Here is a 19,563-nt window from a genome sequence, read left to right as displayed (position 1 = left end):
CCTTATTTTTGTCACCTGCGCGGAGGCACAGCCCCCGCGTGGCGCAACGCGCTTAAGCCGCTGCTGCCGGCTTCGCCGGCTTCTGCAGCTTGCCCTTGCCGGCGCGCTGGATTTCCTCGAGCTTGATCTCGACGTGGCGCGAGAACACGTACTCGGCCGGACGCTGCTTCGCGATCGAGATGTCCGGTGCGAACGGACCGTCGGTCTTGATGCCCTTGCGGCTCACCTTCAGCGCCTTCAGCGGGTTCGAGATCGTGTCCATCACGGCCGTCGCCTCGAAGCCGCAGTGGACCATGCAGTCCGCGCACTTCTCGTAGTTGCCGACGCCGTAGTTGTCCCACTCCGTCGTTTCCATCAGTTCCTTGAAGGTCTTCACGTAACCTTCGCCGACCAGGTAGCACGGCTTCTGCCAGCCGAACACCGTACGCGCCGGGTTGCCCCACGGCGTGCACTTGTACGTCTGGTTGCCGGCCAGGAAGTCGAGGAACAGCGACGACTGGCTGAACGACCAGCGCTTGCCGCCTTCGCCGCGCTTCAGGATTTCGCGGAACAGGTTCTTCGTCTTGTCGCGGTTCAGGAAGTGCTGCTGATCCGGCGCGCGTTCGTACGCGTAACCCGGCGACACCGTGATGCCGTCGACGCCGATCGGGCCCAGCGTGTCGAAGAACTTCGCGACGCGCTCCGGCACTGCATCGTTGAACAGCGTGCAGTTGATGTTCACGCGGAAGCCGCGGCGCTTCGCTTCCTTGATTGCCGCGACGGCCTTGTCGTACACGCCATCCTGCGACACCGAGTGATCGTGCGCTTCCTTGTCGCCGTCGAGGTGGACCGACCAGACGAAATACGGGCTCGGCTCGTAGTCGTCCATCTTCTTTTCCATCAGCAGCGCGTTCGTGCACAGGTACACGAATTTCTTGCGCTTCATGATGCCCTTGACGATTTCCGGCATCTCCTTGTGGAGCAGCGGTTCGCCACCGGCGATCGACACGACGGGCGCGCCGCACTCGTCGACGGCCTGCAGGCATTCCTCGACGGACAGGCGCTGGTTCAGGATCGGATCCGGATAATCGATCTTGCCGCAGCCGTTGCACGCGAGGTTGCAGCGGAACAGCGGCTCGAGCATCAGCGCGAGCGGATAGCGTTTGTTGCCGGACAGGTGCTGGCGCACGATATAGGCGCCGACACGGACTTGCTGGAGCAGCGGAATAGACAAGGGATGTCCTCCTTAAACTTCGCGGGCGACAGCTTGCGTGAGCTTCGCCGGCAGCTTGAATTCGACTTTTTCCTCACGGCCCGCCATCGTCGCGACATCGACGGGCCCCAGCGCGCGCAGCGCGCCAATTACATCTTCGACCATCTCTTCGGGCGCCGACGCGCCGGCCGTCAGGCCGACCGTCTGCACACCCGCGAACCATTCGGCCTTCACTTCCGAGCCGTCGGCGACGAGGTAGCTCGGCACACCGCTTTCGGTGCCGATCTCGCGCAGGCGGTTCGAGTTCGAGCTGTTCGTCGCACCGACGACGAGCAGCACGTCAACCTGTTCGCTCAGCTCGCGCACGGCGGCCTGACGATTTTGCGTGGCGTAGCAGATGTCACGCGTGTCCGGGCCGACGATGTCGGTGAACCGGCGCTGCAGCGCTTCGATGATGCCGCGCGTATCGTCGACCGACAGCGTGGTCTGCGTGATGTACGCAACCGGCGTGTCGACGGGCAGCGTCAGCGTATCGACTTCGGCTTCGCTCTGCACGAGGATCACCTCGGCCGGAATCTGGCCGATCGTACCCTCGACTTCCGGGTGGCCCGCGTGGCCGATCAGGATCAGCCGGCGACCCGCCCCGACATACTGACGGCCCTGCACGTGCACCTTCGTGACGAGCGGGCAGGTCGCGTCGAGCACGTCGAGCCCGCGCGTTTCCGCGTCGCGCTCGACCGTCTGGGCGACACCGTGCGCGCTGAAGATCGCGACAGCGCCGTGCGGCACCTCGTCGAGTTCCTCAACGAATCGTGCCCCTTTATTACGCAGATTTTCTACGACGTGCCGGTTATGCACGATTTCATGGCGTACATAAACCGGCGCACCGTGCTGTTGCAGCGCGCGATCGACGATCTCGATCGCACGGACAACCCCCGCACAAAAGCCGCGGGGCTGGGCAAGGATGACTCGCATAGGTGAGCGAACTCCGACGACAGACACCGGGGTTCGAGGAGCTGGCACTCGCTCGCTCGCCCCGGCTTGATGTTATGAAGGCAGGAACGAACCGGCCGGCCAGGCCCCGGAACCCCGAATTAATCGCGCATTTTAACCCTATCGCGCCGTCCGTGCTTCGGTGCTGTATCGGCGCTGTTGCAATTGCGGGAGAGCCGCGTCGGCGCTGGCGCGCGCGGAACCCAGTAAACTACGCGGTTTCGCGGGCAGCCGCTCCGGCGGCCCGGCGTCGCGCTCATTTCAAGGCCATTCGATGACCGTCGATTTTTTTGCGTATTACCCGGCCGCCCGTGCGGTTTCGGGTGTTTTGTTCCTGACCCTTATTGAAATCGGGCAAGCCGGCGCCCGGCAGGAGGCATGCCGATGATGCTGGTGCTTGCTTTCCTGGTGTCCGGCCTGTCGCTGATGATCTGGATCGTGCTGCTCGTCGCGCGCGGCGGTTTCTGGCGCGCCCAGCCCGCGCGGCCGCTGCCGCCCGAGGCGCGCGGGGCGGCTGCCGAGGCCGGCTGGCCGGCCGTCGTCGCGGTCGTGCCGGCGCGTAACGAGGCCGACGTGATCGCCCGCGCGGCGACTTCGCTGCTCGAGCAGGATTACCCGGGCGAATTTCATCTGATCATCGTCGACGACCACAGCGACGACGGCACCGCCGATGCGGCCCGCGCGGCCGCACTCGCGATCAACCGCGCCGACCGGCTGACGGTGCTGAGCGCGAAGCCGCTGCCGTCCGGCTGGTCGGGCAAGGTGTGGGCGCAGTCGCAGGGGATCGCCGCAGTGCAGACGCTCGGCCTGCCAGCCGATTACCTGCTGCTGACGGATGCCGACATCGGCCACCCGCCCGACGCCGTCGCGCAGCTGGTCACGCGTGCGCAGGCCGAACATCGCGATCTCGTGTCGCTGATGGTGCGGCTGCGTTGCGATTCGTTCTGGGAAAAGGCGCTGATCCCGGCGTTCGTGTTCTTCTTCGCGAAGCTGTACCCGTTCTCGTGGATCAACAACCCGCGCAACCGCACGGCCGGCGCTGCCGGCGGCTGCATGCTCGTGAAGCGCACGGCGCTCGAGGAAGCGGGCGGCATCGAATCGATCCGCGGCGCGCTGATCGACGACTGCAGCCTGGCCGCGCAGATCAAGCATCGCGGCAGCGGCCGCCATCCGATCCGTCTCGACCTGGCCGATCGCAGCGTGTCGCTGCGCCCGTACGACAGCTGGCGCGACATCTGGAACATGATCGCGCGCACCGCGTTCACGCAGCTGCACTATTCGCCGTTGCTGCTGGCCGGCACGCTGCTCGGGATGACGATCATCTATCTCGTGCCGCCCGTCGCGGCGCTCGCGTACGGCGCGCGTGCATGGCCGGCCTGGCTCGCGTGGGCGTCGATGTGTGCCGCGTATGCGCCGATGCTGCGCTACTACCGTCGCTCGCCGCTGTGGGCGCCCGCGTTACCGCTCGTCGCGCTGTTCTATGTGGGCGCGACGTTCGCGTCCGCGTGGCGCTACTGGCGCGGCAAGGGCGGTCAGTGGAAGGCGCGCGTGCAGGCGCCGGTGGATCGCTGAGCGCGTTCCGGGAGGCGTGCCTCCCGGCGGCCGGAAAACAAACAGCCCGACCGGTGGAAACCGGTCGGGCTGTTTCGTTTCGGGCGAGGCGGCCTGCCGGCGCTTACCGCTGCGTCAGCATCATGTACATCTGGACCACGACGTCCGGCGAGAACGTGAACGGCACCCAGCCGTAGCCGGTGTGGCGGGCCACCAGCAGGCGGTCGCCGTTCGACTGCTTCTGCACGGCCATCATCGGGTTCTTCGTCGTCACGAAACGCCAGCCGGACGGGATGCCGGGCGGCGGCTCCGGCTGCATCGACGCGCGTGCGTGCGCGAGTTCCTCGATCAGCTGGCCCAGTTGCTCCGGATGCAGCGTGATCGACTGGCCGTTGACGGTCAGCGTGAGTTCGTTCTGCGTCGGACGCGACACGTGCAGCGTCGCCTTGTCGGCCGGCACGGGCGCGGCCTCGACCTCGACCACGGGTTCGGCTTGCGCCGCCGGCACGCGTGCGGTTTCGGCAACAACCGGTGCGTCGATGACGTCGAGCGTTTCGGTCGCAGCCGGCGAGGCCGCGTTCACGACCGCCTCCGCCGCCGGCGTATCCGCCGGTGCCGGGTCGACGACTTCGGCCGCTACCGCCCCGGCGGCAACCACGTTCGTCGCGGCTTCCTTGACGACGGCCTCGACCAGCGCCTCGGCGTCGGCGATGGCCTTCGCGTGATGCTGCGCGGCCGCTTCGGCCTGCGCGATCGCTTGCGTATGGCGCTGCGTGACGGCCTCGGCTTCGGCGGTCGCGTCGGCATGGCGTTGCGCAGCGGCTTCGGCCTGCGCGATCGCTTCGGCGTGGCGCTGCGTGACGGCTTCGGCCTCGGCGGCCGCAGCGGCGTGACGCTGCGCGGTAGCCTCGGCTTCGGCGATCGCCTGCGTGTGACGTTGCGCGAGCGCTTCGGCCTCGGCAATCGCGGCCGTGTGGCGTTGCGCGGCGGCTTCGGCTTCGGCGGTCACTTCCGCGTGGCGCTTCGCGGCGGCCCCGGCCTCGACGGTCGCGGCCGCATGACGTTGCGCGGCCGCATCGGCGTCGGTCGCGGCGGCGTGATGACGCTGCGCGGCGGCCTCGGCTTCGGCGATCGCAGCCGCGTGGCGCTGCGAGGCGGCTTCGGCATCCGCGTGACGCTGCGCGAGCGCTTCGGTCAGCGCGGTGGCTTCCGCATGGCGCTGCACGGCCGCTTCGGCCTGCGCGGCGGCATCCGTATGACGTTGGGCGGCAGCTTCGGCCGTGGCGGTCGCGTCGGCGTGGCGCTGCTGCGCGGCTTCCGCGTCGGCGGCAGCGGCCGTGTGGCGCTGCGCGGCGGCCTGCGCTTCGGTTTCCGCGGCGGCGTGACGTTCGGCCGCGGCCTGGGCTTCCGCCGCGGCGGCGCGCGCGAAGGCTTCCGCGCTGCGGGCCGCCTGCTGTGCGGCGTGGTGATCGTGGAGGAGCTGATCGACGCCCGTGGTGAGCGAAGCGATCTGATCGTTCAGGTTCATGCGTGTCTTCTCTGCGTAAGACCCGCGATTTTACCCGCTGCGCCGGCGCCGGTCCGCGCGGGACGTGTAACAAAGTGCGCAAAGCGGCGCGAGCAGCGCCGCTTTGTGTTACTTCAGGTAGCCCGCCGAGCCGAACCAGTCGAGCGCGTCGCGCAGTCCTTCGCGGTACGGACGCGCACGGTAGCCGAGCTCGCGCTCGGCCTTCGCCGACGTGAAATACATCTTGTTCTTCGACATCCGCAGCCCGTCCACGGTGACGAACGGTTCCTTCTTCGTGAACTTCGCGACGGCTTCGGCGCCGATCGCGAGCGGGTACAGCGGCCAGCGCGGCAACGCGATCGTCGGCGCCTTGCGGCCCGTCATCTGTGCGATGTCGGCGAGCATCTGCTGCAGCGGCAGGTTCTCGCCGCCGAGGATGTAGCGTTCGCCGATCCGGCCGCGCTCGAGCGCGAGGAAGTGGCCGTGCGCGACGTCGTCGACGTGCACGAGGTTCAGCCCCGTGTCGACGAACGCGGGAATCTTGCCGAGCGCGGCTTCGACGATGATGCGGCCGGTCGGCGTCGGCTTCACGTCGCGCGGGCCGATCGGCGTCGACGGATTGACGATCACGGCCGGCAAGCCTTCGTCGGCGATCATCCGCTCGACCGCGCGCTCCGCGAGCACCTTGCTGCGCTTGTACACGCCGATCGCCTGCTCGGCCGTGAGCGGCCGGTTCTCGTCGGACGGATCGCCGGCGCTCGTCACCTTCAGCGTTGCGACGCTGCTCGTGTAGACGATCCGCTCGACGCCCTCCGCGCGGGCCGCGCGCATCGTCGCGACCGCGCCCTCGAGGTTCGCGCGCTCGATCTCGTCGGGGTCCGGCGCCCACAGCCGGTAGTCGGCCGCGACGTGCAGCAGGTAGCGCACGCCGCGCAGCGCGGCGCGCATCGACGCCTCGTCGCGCATGTCGCCGGTGACGATCTCGGCGTCGAGATCCGCGACGTTCGTGCGCGGGCTGGTCGGGCGCACGAGCACGCGCACCGCATAGCCTTTCTGCTGCGCGATGCGTGCGACGGCCGAGCCGACGAAACCGGACGCGCCGGTGACGAGAACGAGATCGCGGGAGGTATCAGTCATGCGTTTCCTTCAGGGCCGCGCGCGGACGGCGCGGCGGTTGAGCGTCGGCGAGATTGTACGTGGTCGGCGCGCGCGGCGACGCCTGGCCGGCGCGTGTGCGAAGCGGCCGACGCGACTACAATGCCGGGCTTGAATGCAACGGGAGGGCGACGCGATGAGCCGCAATGAACTGGACGAACGGATCGAGACCTACTACGTGCGGGTGCGCGGCGTCGTGCAGGGCGTCGGTTTCCGTCACGCGACGGTGCGCGAGGCGCATGCGCTGAAACTGCGCGGCTGGGTCGCGAATCTCGAGGATGGCACCGTCGAGGCGATGATCCAGGGGCCCGGCGCGCAGATCGACCGGATGCTCGCGTGGCTGCGTCACGGGCCGCCGGCCGCGCGCGTGACCGAAGTGACGTTCGAGGAGCGCCTGACCGAAAGGCGCTTCGAGCGTTTCCAGCAGCAGTAAGAGGCGCAGAACAATCATGACGGGGTATCCGGAAGCCGGGCGCGGCCTCATGCTGTCGGTGATGGCGTCGACGCTGTTCGCGCTGATGTCGGCTTACGCGAAACTGCTCGCGCCGCTCACGGGGCTCGACATCTTCGCGTGGCGCGTATTGTGGACCGCGCCGGGCGCACTCGCGCTGATCGCGCTGCGCGGCCGCTGGCCGGCGCTCGTCGAACTCGCGCGGCGCACCGTGCGCGACTGGCGCCTGCTGATCGCGCTGCCGGTGAGCGCGGCGCTGCTCGGCGTGCAGCTGTGGCTGTTCCTGTGGGCGCCGCTGCACGGCCGCATGCTCGAAGTGTCGCTCGGCTATTTCCTGCTGCCGCTGACGATGGTGCTCGTCGGCCGCTTCTACTATCACGAACGGCTCGACCCGCTGCAGTGGGCGGCGGTTGCGTGCGCCGCGCTCGGCGTCGCGCACGAAGTGTGGGCGACGCGCGCGTTCGCGTGGCCGACGCTTGTCGTCGCGCTCGGCTATCCGCCGTATTTCGTGTTGCGCCGGCGGATCAACGCCGATTCGCTGGCCGCGTTCGCGGTCGAGATCGCACTGCTGTGCCCGATCGCGTTCGCGATGGTCGCGACGAGCACGACCCGCGTCGCGGAGCATCCGGTGCTGTGGGCGGTGTTGCTGCCGGGGCTCGGCGTGCTCAGCACGCTCGCGCTCGCCAGCTACCTCAAGGCGAGCCGGATGCTGCCGATGGCGCTGTTCGGGATCCTCGGCTACGTCGAACCCGTGCTGCTCGTCGCCGTGTCGCTGCTGCTGCTCGGCGAGACGCTGAGCGTCGCGAAGCTCGCGACGTACGGGCCGATCTGGGTCGCCGTCGCGCTCACCGCGTGGCACAGCGCGATGCTGATGCGGCGTCTGCCCGCACGCGGATAAGCGCCGGTCGCGATGCCGCGGCCGCACGGAACGCGCCGCGCATCGCGAATCGACCGACGATCGAACCGCGGTCGTTCAGCGGTCGAATGCATCGAGGCTGACCGCAAACTGGCGTCGCGCTGACGTGAATCTGGCGACGCCGACCGCTTTGCTCCACAAGGCTCGCGCGTGTAATCGAACAGAAGATTCGGTTGCACTTTGTTACTTAGGGTCTCCCCCGATCGGCCATTAGACTGGCCTGACCGACTTCCCTTCGTATGCAGCTTTTCAATGAACGGTCATCTCCGTGCCTGGCCAGCCGGGTTGGCGCGATGCGAGCATACGCGTATCGCCGCCGATCGCGCTCGCCTTCTTCTTCCCGATCCCTTCCACGGTGCGTGCCGCACCGCCATCGTGCCGGTGCGCTCATGTCGTTGAGCCCGCCGTCTTCCGCCGCGGTCCAGCCGTCACGCAGCGGCCGCCTGATCGAAATCGACTTTTTCCGCGGACTCGTGCTGTTGATGATCGTCGTCGATCACATCGGCGCGAGCGTGCTGTCGCGCGTGACGCTGCACGCATTCGCGCTGTGCGATGCAGCCGAGGTGTTCGTGTTTCTCGGCGGCTTCGCGACCGCGAGTGCGTACGGCGCGATCGCCGAGCGGCATGGCGCGCGCGCCGCGCAGCGGCGGTTCGTGCGTCGCGCGATGCAGATCTACCGCGCGTTTCTCGCGACGTCGACGCTGATGCTGGTCGTGTCGGCCGTGCTCGACCACTACGGAATCGATGCGCCGAACCTCGCGCTCGACGACGTCAGCGTGATGCTCGCGTCGCCGCTCACGGGCCTCGCCGAATTGCTGACGTTCCAGCGCCAGCCGTATCTCGCGTCGGTGCTGCCGATGTACGTGCTGTTCGCGCTCGCGTCGCCGGTGCTGGTGCCGTTCGCGCGCCGTCATCCGTGGCTGCTCGTCGCGCTCGGCGTCGCGTCGTGGATCGCGGCGGGCTGGCTCGGCCCCGAGCTGCTGGACACGGACGGTTTCCGCTGGAGCTTCAACCCGTTCGCCTGGCAGCTGATGTTCGTCGCCGGCGTGCTCGCGCGCTGCCAGCCGTTCTACCGGCACGTCGCGCTCGGGCGCTGGGGCGCGGCGGCGACCGGGCTCGCGTGCGCGGTCGTGCTCGGTTGCGCGAGCTACAAGCTGTTCTCGGGATTGCCGCTGCCCGAGGGCGTGTTCAAGCGCGACCTCGCGCTGCCGCGCGTCGTGAGCTTCGCGGCCATCGCGTGGCTGATGGCCGATTGCGTGCGCTTCGGCTGGATCGCACGGATCGCGCAGGGTGTGCGGCCCGTCGTGGCGGTCGGCCAGCGCGGGTTGATCTGCTTCGTGGCGGGCGCGGCGATTTCGCTCGTCATCGATTCGCTGCTGCATCCGGTCGTGCGCAGCGCCGATCTGCGGCATGTCGGCGTGGGCCTCGTGGCCGACGCGTGCGCGCTCGGGCTGATGATGGCCGTGGCCGGTTCGGGAACGTGGATCGCGCGGTGGCGCAGTGCGGCCGCGTAAGCGGCGCGGGAGGCGGTGCGTGCGGCACGGCGTGTGCCGCGCGGCGTCAGTGAGGTGAGCCGATACGGGAGCGGGGCACTGTGGGTGGGTCGTCGGATTCGGCGTCGTCGCGTTCGTCCTGCGCGGGATCGTCGTGTTCCGCGAGTACCGCGTCGGCTTCGGCTGCGGCCCGGGCGGCGCGCATCGCGGTGCAGCGCTGAGCGTGCCGGATGTCCGACAGTATTCTCAGCAGCCTCGTTGTCTTGCTTTTCATGGTTTTCTCCCGCCAGGCGCATCGCGCGAAGCGGATGCATGTCCTGCAACCAGTGTAGGACGCGTTCGCGTGCCTGGCGGGAGAATGTGGCGTGCAGGCCGCACGCCGAGGGATAGTACTTACTGGGCCGCTGCGACGCCTTGCGTCTGCAGCGCTTCTTCGCGACGCTCTTGCGCGCAGCGCTGATGCTGGCGCGACAGGCGGTTCATCAGCGGCAGCAGCAGCAGGGCGAGCACCATGCCGATCGCGGCGAGCCAGCCGAGCTTCTCGAACAGCGACAGGTAGAGCGGCAGCGAATCGGTGGCCGGCAGTTCGTGCGACGGCATCTGCGCGAAGTTCGCGACGACGCTGCCCAGATACTGCGACACACCCGTCGCGACGAAATACGCACCCATCATGAAGCCGCTCATGCGCGCCGGCACGTAGCGCGCGATCATCGCGAGGCCGAGGCCGCTCACCAGCAGTTCGCCGAGCGAGTAGAGGCCGTAACCCCACACCATGAACCACGACGACACGCGGCCGTCCACCGCATAGCGGCCGCTGATCGTGAACACCAGGTAGCCCGCGGCAACCGCGCCGAAGCCGAGCGCGTACTTCGCGGCGACCGGCAGGTCGCGGCCGCTTTTGGCGACGGCGTTGTAGACCCACACGAGCAGTGGGCTCAGCAGCATGATCCAGATCGGGTTCAGCGCCTGGAACTGCGCGGCGCTCCACGTGAACAGCGTCGTGTCGAACAGGATGAAGCGCGGATCGACGTTGCGCAGCGCGAACAGCGTCAGCGACGTCGACATCTGCACGTAGAAGATGAAGAACAGGATCACCTGGCCGATCAGCACGAGTGCCGCGATCAGGCCTGCGCGCTCCGAGCGTTCCGACTTCGCGATCATGTATGCGAAGATCGCGAGAATCGCGAACGCTGCCGTCCACACGCTGGCCACGGCGAGCTGCTTGTGCTGCAGCACGTACAGCGTGACCAGTGCGAGCGCGACGCCACCCAGCGCGACCGCGCCGAGGCGCTTCCAGCGGATCGGTTCGTCGTCCGGCTGCGAGCCGACGTGTGCGAGCGTGCGATGCATCAGCATGAAGTTGAGGATCGCGAGCAGCATGCCGCCGCAGCAGACCGCGAATGCGGCGTGCCAGCCCCAGTGATCCTTGATCCACGGCGTCGCGAGCATCGACACCGTCGAGCCGATGTTGACCGCCATGTAGTAGATCGTGAACGCGCTGTCGATGCGCGCGTCGTCGCCTTCGTAGATGCGGCGCACGAGGTTCGCCGCGTTGGCCTTGAACAGGCCGTTGCCGACGACGATGACGCCGAGCGACGCGTACATGTACGTCAGTTGGTCGTTCGGTACCGCGAGCATCAGGTAGCCGGCGCACAGCACGGTCGCGCCGATGATCATCGTGCGGCGGGCGCCCAGCACCTTGTCGCCGATCCAGCCGCCGATCGACGGCGCCGCATAGACGAGTGCGGTGAACGCACCCCAGGTCAGGTTCGCATGGCTGTCGGTGAAACCGAGCCGGTCGACCATGAAGAGGACCAGGAGCGCGGCCATGCCGTAGTAGCCGAAGCGCTCCCACATTTCGATGAGGAAGACCGTCGTGAACGATCGGGTTTGTGAAACAGGTGAATGCATCATCAATCTCGGTTGAAACGGACGGCACGGATCGCGCGTCGTCTTGGGGTCGAACTGGCGCCGTTGCGCAATTGGCCGGGTAAGCTTTGCGCTGGCGATGGAACAGTCGGGCGGGTTAGCCCGGGCCGGGGTCGGACACCGCCAGGTGGGGCGGGGAAGGTCCCCGACCGGCGCGCGCATGGTAACGGTTGCCGGTCCGGTGCGACAGGTGTGCGCCACCTAGGGAAACTCCCGATGTGGCAGCAGCTTTCAGGAACATTCGTCTCATCATCTATTTGTAAGAATCCGCGCAGGTCCTCCGAAGATTCCCGGAGAGCCGCTTGCAGCTTGCCTGTGAAGCCGGCGAGTCTGGCAAGATAGCGCGTCGTTTCGCTCGCCTCGTGCCCCGTTTAGTGCACCGGGCTCAACACCGAAGACGTGTGCGAACCCGAAGACTAAGCTATATCGATCTAACTTAGTTATTTTCCATCAAACATTTTTTGACGATCACTTTTCGGCCTGCTATGGTTCCCCCCACTGAAAACTCGCGGTCCGCAGACGCTGCCGCCGCACTGGGCAGCAAGATTCGCGCGTTGCGCCAACGACTCAAGCGCACGCTCGACGACACCGCTACCGCCGCGGGGATTTCGAAGCCGTTTCTGTCTCAAGTCGAGCGCGGGCTCGCGTCGCCGTCACTGACGTCGCTGGCCGGTATCGCGCACGCGCTCGGTGTGACGGTGCAGTACTTCGTGGATACGCCGAGTGAAGAACGCTCGGTCTGCCGAGGCGAGCAGCTGCGCTTCTTCGGGTTTGCCGATTCGGCGAACCTGTTCGCGAGGCTGACGAACGTGTCCGAAGGGCGCCAGCTGGAGGCGATCCTCGTGAGGATGCCGCCGGGGCAGAAGCGGTCGGAGGTGACGACCCATGCAGGAGAGGAGTTCCTGTATGTGATTGAAGGGGAAGTGTCGCTGACGCTGGAAGGCAAGACGTTCGTCCTGCAGGCCGGCGACAGTTCGCACTATCAGTCGACGGTGCCGCACAGCTGGGTCAACACCGCGAAGATCGAGTCGGTGGTGGTCTGGGTGGGTACACCGAGGCTGTTCTAACGCACAGGTATTCCTTCGTTTCGAAGACGGGATGCCTGTCGAAAGAAACGTAAGGAATACTAAAATGCTACACGAGAATCACGGGCCTCCTCAATCGCTGCACCCGTCAGCGTCTCACGCGTAATCCGCGGCATCCGCCGCGCGACGCTCACCGAACAACCCTTCTCAAGACTGCCACGATGAAATCCTTGCATGCCATGTCGGCCGTGCTGGCCGCGCTCGCCCTGACGCCTGTCGCCCACGCCGTTTCCGTTCCGTCGAACGTCGCGCTCGCTCCTCAACAGGACCTGACGCGCCAGGTGCCCGCCGAAGTCGAGTCGCTCGACCCCGCGCACATCGAATCGTGGACCGGCAACACGATCGGCCTCGACCTGTTCGAAGGGCTGGCCCGCATCGACGCAGCCGGCCAGGTCGTGCCGGGTGTCGCGCTGTCGTGGGAACGCAAGACGCCGACGACGTGGATCTTCAAGCTTCGCCATGACGCGAAGTGGAGCAACGGCCAGCCGGTGACGGCCGCCGATTTCGTCTATTCGTGGCAGCGCCTCGTCGATCCGAAGACGGGCTCGAAGTACACGATCCTCGTCGAGTTCGTGAAGAACTCGAAGGACATCATCGCGGGCAAGGCCGCGCCGTCGACGCTCGGCGTGCGCGCCGTCGATCCGTACACGCTCGAAGTGACGACCGACGTGCCCGTCGCGTTCTTCCCCGAGTTGACGGCGATGGTGCCGCTCGCGCCGGTGAACAAGGACACGGTGACGAAGCTTGGCGACGCATGGACGCGCCCGGGCAACATCGTCAGCAACGGCGCGTACCAGCTCGTCGACTGGCAGCCGAACAACCGCATCGTGATCTCGAAGGATGCGAAGTACTGGAATGCGCCGAAGGTCGTGGTCAACAAGGTCACGTACCTGCCGATCGAGAGCGACGAGACGGCGATGCGCATGTACCAGGCCGGCCAGATCGACTACAGCTACTCGATCCCGTCGGGGATCTTCCAGCAGGTCAGCAAGCAGTTCGGCGGCGAACTGCGCCAGGGCCTGCAGCTCGCGACTTACTACTACTACCTGAACAACAACGATCCGGCGCTGAAGGACAAGCGCGTGCGCCAGGCGCTGTCGATGGTGCTCGATCGCGACGTGCTGACGCAAAAGCTCACGCAAGCCGGCGAGAAGCCGATGTACGGCCTGATGCCGAACGGCACGAAGGGCGTGCAGCCGTTTACGCCGGACTGGGCGTCGTGGCCGATGGCCAAGCGCGTCTCGGCCGCGAAGGACCTGCTGAAGCAGGCCGGCTATTCGGATGCGAAGCCGCTGGCGTTCACGCTCACGTACAACACCAACGACCTGCACAAGAAGGTCGCGCTGTTCGCGGCGTCGGAATGGCGCACCAAGCTCGGCGTCAACACGAAGCTCGAGAACGTCGAGTTCAAGGTGCTGATGAAGGAGCGTCATGACGGCAAGGTGCAGATCGCGCGCGACGGCTGGTTCGCCGACTACAACGACGCGATGACGTTCTTCGACCTGCTGCGCTGCGGCAGCGCGCAGAACACCGTCGGCTACTGCAACAAGCAGGCCGACGCGCTCGTCGAGGAAGGCAACCAGAAGCTCGACGACAAGGCGCGCGCCGCGCTGCTCACGCAGGCGCACGACCTGGCGCTGAACGACACGCCGATGGTGCCGCTGTTCCAGTACTCGGCCGATCGTCTCGTGAAGCCCTACGTGGGCGGCTACTCGCTGAAGAACGTGATCGACATGCGTGCTTCGCAGGACATGTACCTGATCAAGCACTGAGCGGAGCGATCATGCTGGCCTACGCATTGAGGCGCACGTTGTGGGCGGTGCCGACGATCCTCGCGGTCGTCACCGTCTGCTACCTGCTGCTGCATTTCACGCCCGGCGGTCCGTTCGATACGGAAAAGCAGTTGTCCGCCGCGACGCTCGCGAACCTGAACGCGAAGTACCACCTCGATCAGCCGTTGTGGAAGCAGTACCTGATGTACCTCGATTCGCTGCTGCATGGCGATCTCGGTCCGTCGTTCCGCTACGTCGACTGGTCGGTGAACGACCTCGTGATGAAGGCGCTGCCCGTGAGCCTCGGCGTGGGCGGCGTGTCGATCCCGATCTCGATCGGGCTGGGCGTGCTGCTCGGCACCGTCGCGGCGGTGCGCCGCGACAGCTTCATCGACCGCGTCGTGATGCTGGTCGGCAACGTCGGCAACGTCGTGCCGCCGTTCGTGCTCGGCCCGGTGCTCGTGTGGATCTTCGCGATCCTGCTGAAGACGTCGGCCGGCAACGGCTGGCTGCCGGCGGGCGGCTGGGGCGACGGCGGCTGGCAATACCGGCTGCTGCCGATCGTGCTGCTGACCTTCATCAACATGTCGCTGCTCGCGCGCGTGATGCGCGGCTCGATGATCGAGACGCTGTCGAGCAACTACATCCGTACCGCGCGCGCAAAGGGCCTGCCGGGCTCGACGATCGTGCTGCGCCATGCGCTGAAGCCCGCGCTGATGCCGGTCGTGTCGCTGTTCGGCACGGTCTGCATCTCGTCGATCACGGCGGCCGTCGTCACCGAATCGGTGTTCGCGCTGCCGGGCCTCGGGCAGCTCGTCGTGAACGGCGCCATCAACCGCGACTACACGCTGGTGCTCGGCCTCGTCGTACTGACCACCGTCTGCGCAGTGCTGTTCAACCTGCTGGTCGACCTCGCGTATGCGTGGCTCGATCCGCGCATCCGTTATTGAGCGAGGCACCGCGATGACTCCGACTACTCCCGTCGTCGGTCTGCCCGTGCAGACCGATTCGCCGCCGCGTTCGCGCTCGCCGCTCGCGCTCGCGATGGCGCGTTTCCTTCACAACCGCGCAGCCGTGTTCAGCCTCGTGCTGCTGGCGCTGGTCACGCTCGCCTGCTTCGTCGGCCCGTGGCTGCTCGCGGCCGATCCCGCCGCGAGCGACTGGGGCGCGATCAGCCTGCCGCCGACCTGGGCGAACCAGCACTGGTTCGGCACCGACGAGCTCGGTCGCGACCTGCTCGTGCGCACGCTGATCGGCGGCCGCGTGTCGATCGAGGTCGGCGTGCTCGGCACGCTCGTGTCCGGCCTGTTCGGCGTCGCATGGGGCGCGACCGCGGGCTTCGCGGGCGGCCGCGTCGACTCCGTGATGATGCGCATCGTCGACATGATGTACGCGATCCCGTACCTGCTGATCGCGATCCTGATGATGACCCTGTTCGGCCGCTCGTTCATGCTGGTCGTGCTGACCATCAGCGCGTTCTCGTGGATCGACATGGCGCGTGTGGTGCGCGGCCAGACGCTGTCGCTGCGCAACCGCGAGTTCGTCGATGCGGCGCGCGCGATCGGCGTGACGCCGGCCTCGATCGTGCTGCGCCACATCGTGCCGAACCTGCTCGGCGTGGTCGTCGTGTACGCGACGGTCTCGGTGCCGGGCATCGTGCTGACCGAATCGGTGCTGTCGTTCCTCGGCCTCGGCGTGCAGGAGCCGATGACGAGCTGGGGCGTGCTGATCCAGGACGGCGCGCAGAAACTGGAATCGATGCCGTGGCTGCTGCTGGCCCCGGCCGTCATGCTGTGCGTGACGCTTTATTGCGTGAACTTCGTTGGCGACGGCCTGCGTGACGCGCTTGACCCGAAGGATCGCTGAAATGGCTGCACTGCTGGAAGTAGACAACCTCGGCGTGCGCTTCACGCGCAAGGACGCACCGCCGATCGACGCCGTGAGCGGCGTGTCGTTCTCGCTCGAAGCCGGCAAGACGCTCGGCATCGTCGGCGAATCGGGCTCGGGCAAGAGCCAGACCGTGATGGCGCTGCTCGGCCTGCTGGCCGGCAACGGCACGACGACGGGCGCCGCGCGTTACCGCGGCGACAACCTGCTCGACATGGACACGCGCGCGCTGAACGCGGTGCGCGGCGACCGGATCGCGATGATCTTCCAGGATCCGATGACGTCGCTCAATCCGTTCCTGACGATCGAGCGGCAGATGACCGAGACGCTGCAGCTGCATCGCAAGCTGTCGCGCAAGGAAGCCACGAAGCGCGCGATCGAGGCGCTCGAATCGGTGCGCATTCCCGACGCGGCGCGGCGCATCCGCATGTATCCGCACGAGTTCTCGGGCGGCATGCGGCAGCGCGTGATGATCGCGATGGCGCTGCTCTCCGAGCCGGAAATCCTGATCGCCGACGAGCCGACCACCGCGCTCGACGTGACCGTGCAGGCGCAGATCATCGACCTGCTGCGCGAACTGAACCGCGAGCGCGGCACCGCGATCGTACTGATCACGCACGACATGGGCGTGGTCGCCGGCCTCGCGGACGACGTGATGGTCATGTACTCGGGCCGCACCGTCGAATACGCACCGGCCGAATCGATCTTCTCGGCGCCGTCGCATCCGTACACGATCGGCCTGCTCAATGCGCTGCCGCGCCTGACGGATGCGGACGATGCGCCGCTCGTCGCGATTCCCGGCAACCCGCCGATGCCCGGCACCGCGCCGGCCGGCTGCGCGTTCGCGAAGCGCTGCACGTATGCGGAAGAACGCTGCGGCGCGGCGCGCCCCGCGCTCGAAACCTATGGCGCCGTGGGCGCGGTGCGCGCCTGCCACCGCCCGGTGGCCGATCTGACGGGAGGTTTGCGATGAGCGTCAATGAACGCCGCGATGCCGGCGCGACGGGCGACACGCTGCTGTCCGTCGACAATCTGAAGGTGCATTTCCGTGTGCCGCTCGGCGGCTATCCGTGGTCGCCGAAGGGCACGCTGCGCGCGGTCGACGGCGTGTCGTTCGACGTGAAGCGCGGCGAGACGGTCGGTCTCGTCGGCGAATCGGGCTGCGGGAAGTCGACGCTGGCGCGCGCGCTGATCGGCCTCGTGCCGATGACGGCCGGCACGGTGAAGTGGCGCGGCGACGCCGTCACGCCCGATCACCTGCGCGGCACCGCGATGCGGCGCGAAGTGCAGATGATCTTCCAGGATCCGCTCGCGTCGCTCGATCCGCGCATGACGATCGAACAGGTCGTGGCCGAGCCGCTCGTCACGCACCAGGCCGGCCTCGGCCGCGCCGAAGTGCGCCGCCGCGTGGTCACGATGCTCGAACGCGTCGGCCTGAATGCGCATCACCTGCTGCGTTATCCGCATGAATTTTCGGGCGGGCAGTGCCAGCGCGTCGGCATCGCGCGCGCGCTGATCGGCGAGCCGAAGCTCGTGATCTGCGACGAACCGGTGTCGGCGCTCGACGTGTCGATCCAGGCGCAGATCGTGAACCTGCTGCGCGATCTTCAACGCGAACTGTCGCTGTCCTATCTGTTCGTTGCACACGATCTCGCCGTGGTGAAGGCGATCAGCCAGCGTGTGCTCGTGATGTATCTCGGCCGCGTGATGGAGTTCGGCACGCGGCATGACGTGTATGGCGTGCCGCAGCACCCGTACACGAAGGCGCTGCTCGACGCGGCGCCGACGCCGGAGCCGGCGCGCGAGCGTGCTCGCCGTCCGATGCTGCTGGCGGGCGAGATGCCCTCGCCGCTCAACCCGCCGTCCGGCTGCGCGTTCCGCACGCGTTGCCCGGTCGCGATCGACGCGTGCGCGCAGGACGTGCCGCTGCCGGAGGTTCGGCAGGGGTCGGCGGCGCGTGTCGCGTGCATCCGTGCGGGCGCGGCGTGAAGTGAAGTAACGCGGCAAATAAAACCAGGCAGGTCAACAGGGGCAGTGGCGGCGCGAATGATCTTCGCGTCGCGGGTAAAGGCGCGTCCTTAACCGGGCGCGCCGGGGGGCCGGGAGCGGATCGCGACCGGCGTGGACGGATATCAAACAAGACGAGAATGACGATGAAAAAACAGAAGACGATCGGGACGGCATCGAAGATGCTGCTTGCATGGGGACTGCCGGCACTCGCAGGCGTCTCGCTGACGGGCGTGGCGCACGCCGACGACGCGGCGCCCGCGCCGCTGACGGTGGCGCAGGCCGCACCGGCCGCCGGTGCGGCCACGACCGTTGCGCAGGCATCGACCCCGAACGCCATCATCAATGCCGAAGCGAACCAGGCCGTCACGCCGCCCGACGAGCCGTCGGCGCAGTCGAAGTCGAAGGGCTTCATTGCCGACAGCCATCTCGACTTCCTGTTCCGCAACTACTCGGACGTGCTCGACAGCAAGGGCGGGCCGCATCGCCACGCGTGGGTCCAGGGCGCGATGGCGAACTTCGAGTCGGGCTATACGACGGGCCTGATCGGCATCGGCTTCGACGCATCGCTGTATGCGGCGCTGAAGCTCGACGGCGGCCAGGGCGCCGGCAGCATGGTGCACATCGCGAAGGGCGGCGGCGGCGGCAACCAGCTCGCGTGGGCCTACCCGGGCATCTACGACATCAAGGCGCGCATCTCAAACACGGTGATCAAGTACGGTCTGCAGGCCGTCGACAACCCGTTCATGGAGCAGCACGACAACCGTGCGCTGCCGCCGACGTTCCTCGGCACGACGATCGTCAGCAATGAATTCAAGAACGTGATGCTCGAGGCCGGCAGCTTCACGAAGACCAACGCGCGCGGTCATACGACGCTCACCAACCTGACGACGCAGTACGGCGGCACGCGCATCAATCGCCTGTCGTATGTCGGCGGCACGTGGGACTACTCGCCGAACGGCGAAGTCGCACTGTACGCGAACCAGGCCGACGACGTGTGGCACCAGTACTACGCGTCGGTGAAGCACAGCATCGGCAGCCCGCAGACGATCAAGTGGACCGGCTTCGGCAACGTCTACTCGACGCACGACACGGGCGATGCGCTGCAGGGCAAGATCGACAACAACGCATACAGCCTGTCGGTGGCCGCGCAGCACGGCCCGCACGAGCTGCTGCTCGGCTTCCAGCAGGTGCTCGGCGACCAGTTCTTCGACTACCTGAACGAAACGAACGGCATCTTCCTGACCAACTCGATGGACGTCGACTACAACGCGCCGCACGAAAAGTCGCTGCAGCTGCGTTACACGTTCTACGGCAAGGAAGCGGGCCTGCCGGGCTTCAAGGCGATGGTCTGGGGCGTGACGGGCTGGGGTGCGGACGGCAGCGCGGGTGCGGCCAACGACCCGAGCAAGTCGAGCATCTACTGGAGCAACGGCGCGCCGGTGCAGGGCCGTCACCACGAGTTCGGCTTCATCCCGTCGTACACGTTCCAGAGCGGCAAGCTGAAGGACACGAAGGTCACGTTCATCGCGATGTGGCACAACGGTTCGGCTCACTACTCGGACGCGACGAACCGCGAGTACCGTCTGGTCGTGAACCTGCCGCTGCACGCGTTCTGATCGAAG

The 19,563-nt window shown here is 67.2% G+C and carries 17 protein-coding genes; 11 read left to right on the top strand and 6 right to left on the bottom strand.

The window, feature by feature from the left end; translation table 11 throughout:
• Positions 1-52: 52 nt before the first annotated feature.
• Both hpnH and ispH read right to left on the bottom strand, forming a co-directional pair.
• Positions 53-1,213 (bottom strand): adenosyl-hopene transferase HpnH, encoded by a 1,161-nt coding sequence (gene hpnH, locus HWX87_RS14460; protein WP_176047732.1) that lies wholly within the window; start codon positions 1,211-1,213, stop codon positions 53-55.
• Between the two features lie 12 nt (positions 1,214-1,225).
• Positions 1,226-2,167, bottom strand: coding sequence for a 4-hydroxy-3-methylbut-2-enyl diphosphate reductase (gene ispH, locus HWX87_RS14455; RefSeq protein WP_059238498.1), 942 nt, complete (start codon positions 2,165-2,167; stop codon positions 1,226-1,228).
• A gap of 402 nt (positions 2,168-2,569) precedes the next feature.
• Between ispH and HWX87_RS14450 the strand changes: the two genes are divergently transcribed.
• Positions 2,570-3,757 (top strand): glycosyltransferase, encoded by a 1,188-nt coding sequence (locus tag HWX87_RS14450; RefSeq protein WP_176047731.1) that lies wholly within the window; start codon positions 2,570-2,572, stop codon positions 3,755-3,757.
• Between the two features lie 103 nt (positions 3,758-3,860).
• Here HWX87_RS14450 and HWX87_RS14445 read toward each other — a convergent pair whose 3' ends face one another.
• Positions 3,861-5,264: a phage tail protein gene (locus HWX87_RS14445; protein WP_176047730.1), complete on the bottom strand. Its 1,404-nt coding sequence runs from the start codon at positions 5,262-5,264 to the stop codon at positions 3,861-3,863.
• A gap of 108 nt (positions 5,265-5,372) precedes the next feature.
• Positions 5,373-6,380, bottom strand: a complete 1,008-nt coding sequence (hpnA, locus tag HWX87_RS14440; protein WP_060315772.1) for a hopanoid-associated sugar epimerase — start codon at positions 6,378-6,380, stop codon at positions 5,373-5,375.
• Positions 6,381-6,534: 154 nt separating this feature from the next.
• Here hpnA and HWX87_RS14435 point away from each other — a divergent pair, with 154 nt between their 5' ends.
• The 3 genes from HWX87_RS14435 (at position 6,535) to HWX87_RS14425 (ending at position 9,279) form a co-directional block, all read left to right on the top strand.
• Entirely contained in the window at positions 6,535-6,831 is a 297-nt protein-coding gene (locus HWX87_RS14435; RefSeq protein ID WP_166956050.1) for an acylphosphatase, read from the top strand.
• A 16-nt stretch (positions 6,832-6,847) separates the two neighbouring features.
• Positions 6,848-7,747 carry an EamA family transporter RarD gene (gene rarD, locus HWX87_RS14430; protein WP_176047729.1) on the top strand — a complete coding sequence of 300 codons (900 nt, stop codon included), beginning with the start codon at positions 6,848-6,850 and terminating at the stop codon, positions 7,745-7,747.
• Between the two features lie 407 nt (positions 7,748-8,154).
• Entirely contained in the window at positions 8,155-9,279 is a 1,125-nt protein-coding gene (locus HWX87_RS14425; RefSeq protein ID WP_176047728.1) for an OpgC domain-containing protein, read from the top strand.
• A gap of 46 nt (positions 9,280-9,325) precedes the next feature.
• Here HWX87_RS14425 and HWX87_RS14420 read toward each other — a convergent pair whose 3' ends face one another.
• Together HWX87_RS14420 and HWX87_RS14415 are read right to left on the bottom strand one after the other, a co-directional pair.
• Positions 9,326-9,532 carry a hypothetical protein gene (locus HWX87_RS14420; protein WP_176047727.1) on the bottom strand — a complete coding sequence of 69 codons (207 nt, stop codon included), beginning with the start codon at positions 9,530-9,532 and terminating at the stop codon, positions 9,326-9,328.
• A 119-nt stretch (positions 9,533-9,651) separates the two neighbouring features.
• Complete coding sequence (locus tag HWX87_RS14415; RefSeq protein WP_176047726.1) at positions 9,652-11,172, bottom strand: oligopeptide:H+ symporter; 1,521 nt, start codon at positions 11,170-11,172, stop codon at positions 9,652-9,654.
• Positions 11,173-11,672: 500 nt separating this feature from the next.
• Between HWX87_RS14415 and HWX87_RS14410 the strand changes: the two genes are divergently transcribed.
• The 7 genes from HWX87_RS14410 (at position 11,673) to HWX87_RS14380 (ending at position 19,557) form a co-directional block, all read left to right on the top strand.
• Positions 11,673-12,254: a cupin domain-containing protein gene (locus HWX87_RS14410; RefSeq protein WP_021162455.1), complete on the top strand. Its 582-nt coding sequence runs from the start codon at positions 11,673-11,675 to the stop codon at positions 12,252-12,254.
• 179 nt (positions 12,255-12,433) lie between these two features.
• Positions 12,434-14,044, top strand: coding sequence for a peptide ABC transporter substrate-binding protein (locus HWX87_RS14405; protein ID WP_176047725.1), 1,611 nt, complete (start codon positions 12,434-12,436; stop codon positions 14,042-14,044).
• Between the two features lie 11 nt (positions 14,045-14,055).
• Positions 14,056-14,994, top strand: coding sequence for an ABC transporter permease subunit (locus HWX87_RS14400; RefSeq protein ID WP_176047724.1), 939 nt, complete (start codon positions 14,056-14,058; stop codon positions 14,992-14,994).
• Between the two features lie 13 nt (positions 14,995-15,007).
• A complete protein-coding gene (locus tag HWX87_RS14395; RefSeq protein ID WP_176047723.1) occupies positions 15,008-15,910 on the top strand; it encodes an ABC transporter permease subunit in 903 nt (300 codons plus the stop codon).
• Between the two features lies 1 nt (position 15,911).
• On the top strand, positions 15,912-16,904 hold the full coding sequence (locus HWX87_RS14390) for an ABC transporter ATP-binding protein (RefSeq protein WP_176047722.1): 993 nt from the start codon (positions 15,912-15,914) through the stop codon (positions 16,902-16,904).
• A complete protein-coding gene (locus tag HWX87_RS14385; RefSeq protein WP_176047721.1) occupies positions 16,901-17,920 on the top strand; it encodes an oligopeptide/dipeptide ABC transporter ATP-binding protein in 1,020 nt (339 codons plus the stop codon). Before HWX87_RS14390 ends, HWX87_RS14385 begins: the two co-directional genes overlap by 4 nt.
• 164 nt (positions 17,921-18,084) lie before the next feature.
• Positions 18,085-19,557 carry an OprD family porin gene (locus HWX87_RS14380; RefSeq protein WP_176047720.1) on the top strand — a complete coding sequence of 491 codons (1,473 nt, stop codon included), beginning with the start codon at positions 18,085-18,087 and terminating at the stop codon, positions 19,555-19,557.
• Positions 19,558-19,563 lie beyond the last annotated feature (6 nt).

The sequence above is a fragment of the Burkholderia sp. BCC1644 genome (genome assembly GCF_902833225.1).
In the GTDB taxonomy this organism is placed as follows: domain Bacteria; phylum Pseudomonadota; class Gammaproteobacteria; order Burkholderiales; family Burkholderiaceae; genus Burkholderia.
The sequence above is the reverse complement of the archived record's forward strand: the minus strand, read 5'-3'. Positions and strand labels throughout refer to the sequence as shown.

Coding starts and splice junctions, on each gene's coding strand:
- HWX87_RS14390 (WP_176047722.1), top strand. CDS start 15,912: ATGGCTGCACTGCTGGAAGTAGACAACCTCGGCGTGCGCTTCACGCGC.
- HWX87_RS14445 (WP_176047730.1), bottom strand. CDS start 5,264: ATGAACCTGAACGATCAGATCGCTTCGCTCACCACGGGCGTCGATCAG.
- ispH (WP_059238498.1), bottom strand. CDS start 2,167: ATGCGAGTCATCCTTGCCCAGCCCCGCGGCTTTTGTGCGGGGGTTGTC.
- HWX87_RS14410 (WP_021162455.1), top strand. CDS start 11,673: ATGGTTCCCCCCACTGAAAACTCGCGGTCCGCAGACGCTGCCGCCGCA.
- HWX87_RS14405 (WP_176047725.1), top strand. CDS start 12,434: ATGAAATCCTTGCATGCCATGTCGGCCGTGCTGGCCGCGCTCGCCCTG.
- HWX87_RS14385 (WP_176047721.1), top strand. CDS start 16,901: ATGAGCGTCAATGAACGCCGCGATGCCGGCGCGACGGGCGACACGCTG.
- HWX87_RS14415 (WP_176047726.1), bottom strand. CDS start 11,172: ATGATGCATTCACCTGTTTCACAAACCCGATCGTTCACGACGGTCTTC.
- HWX87_RS14425 (WP_176047728.1), top strand. CDS start 8,155: ATGTCGTTGAGCCCGCCGTCTTCCGCCGCGGTCCAGCCGTCACGCAGC.
- HWX87_RS14380 (WP_176047720.1), top strand. CDS start 18,085: ATGAAAAAACAGAAGACGATCGGGACGGCATCGAAGATGCTGCTTGCA.
- HWX87_RS14395 (WP_176047723.1), top strand. CDS start 15,008: ATGACTCCGACTACTCCCGTCGTCGGTCTGCCCGTGCAGACCGATTCG.
- hpnA (WP_060315772.1), bottom strand. CDS start 6,380: ATGACTGATACCTCCCGCGATCTCGTTCTCGTCACCGGCGCGTCCGGT.
- HWX87_RS14450 (WP_176047731.1), top strand. CDS start 2,570: ATGATGCTGGTGCTTGCTTTCCTGGTGTCCGGCCTGTCGCTGATGATC.
- HWX87_RS14400 (WP_176047724.1), top strand. CDS start 14,056: ATGCTGGCCTACGCATTGAGGCGCACGTTGTGGGCGGTGCCGACGATC.
- HWX87_RS14420 (WP_176047727.1), bottom strand. CDS start 9,532: ATGAAAAGCAAGACAACGAGGCTGCTGAGAATACTGTCGGACATCCGG.
- HWX87_RS14435 (WP_166956050.1), top strand. CDS start 6,535: ATGAGCCGCAATGAACTGGACGAACGGATCGAGACCTACTACGTGCGG.
- rarD (WP_176047729.1), top strand. CDS start 6,848: ATGACGGGGTATCCGGAAGCCGGGCGCGGCCTCATGCTGTCGGTGATG.